General features: G+C 46.4%; 1 protein-coding gene. It reads right to left on the bottom strand.

Annotated features, from left to right (window positions below; all coding sequences use genetic code 11):
• A partial coding sequence (locus ABUE20_RS19185; RefSeq protein WP_408621579.1) for a DDE-type integrase/transposase/recombinase occupies positions 1 to 1,127 on the bottom strand: 1,127 nt, incomplete at its 3' end.
• Positions 1,128 to 1,238: the final 111 nt, after the last annotated feature.

The following is a 1,238-nucleotide window of genomic DNA, read 5'->3' as shown; positions in this document are numbered from 1 at the left end:
TTTAGACGAATTATTTTCATGGTGCGTTCATCTAATCGACCTATTTTCATCATCGAGAAATAGACGTCATAGTCATCGTTCCCTGTTCGTCTAAGCCCTATCCATTCTTTGGCTAATCCACTGTGAACATAGATAAGACGCCCTTTCCATTTCATCTCGCCTCCATGGCGTATCCGCCTGACTTGCATATCCAGGTCATAATTCACTTCATATCGATTCGGGACATAACGCCGATGTGAGTGTTGATAGACTTCCACCGGTCGTTTTCTTCCCAATGCTTCATGAGACCGCCAATGATTGTACTCGGCCCGAAACTGATTAAACCGTGCTTGCTGCGCCCTTTGCGTCAATTGCATGGGTTGCATCGTTTCTGCCTTTAGCGTTTTATGCATCCGCTCATGGCGACCATTTTCAGTGGGCTTACCTTTGGTTATCCGCTCGGGGCGTATGCCTAACTTCACTAACCAGATGGATAACTGGCTCAGTCCGCCTAAACCTTTCGACGCAAATGGATAGCCATTGTCACTTTTTAAAACATCCGGCAACCCATTGGCATGGAACAGTCGCTCCAATGCTGCTTTAACGTCCGGACTTCGGGTACTTAATAAGGCATCAACGGCTAACAGGTATCGGCTGTAGTCATCGGTGACCGTGAGAGGATAACACCATTGGCCGTCGCCTAATGGTGCTTGCCCTTTGAAATCAATATTCCAGACATCATTCGGCTGGGAGGAACGGGTGAGCTCGTTTGGATAAGGTGGTATCCATTGACGGTGTTTTCGGGGCTTCACTAATCCGGCTTTTTTGAGAATACAGCCAGTCGTACTGTCAGCGGGGCAATGCAGTCGGGGATATTTTAACTGAAATAGGTCATTGATTTTTTTAGGCCCCCAATGTGGGTGATTGCGTTTGAGAGCCAGTAATCGTTGTACAATCTTATCTGGTGTTTGATTGGGTGAATTTTGAGGCCGTCGGCTTAAATCACAGAGACCTTCAGGGCCCTGAGATTGATATCGGGCAATCCATTTATCGACCGTAGGACGACTGATGAAATACTTCGAAGACAGTAACCTTTTTGAATAATGACCGGATAACCAGTCGGCAATCAGTTGAATTTTCAAGTCCATTACACAAGTCTCTTTCCAGGTCATAGTCAGTACCTCCGACTATGAGTGTTAACGTGTGTAAACGATGTCTCCAGTTTATTTTGTAAACCATGTCCCCGGTCTGTACACCCC

This window comes from Celerinatantimonas marina (genome assembly GCF_046054165.1).
In the GTDB taxonomy this organism is placed as follows: Bacteria; Pseudomonadota; Gammaproteobacteria; order Enterobacterales; family Celerinatantimonadaceae; genus Celerinatantimonas.
This window is presented reverse-complemented; position numbering and strand designations above follow the sequence as displayed.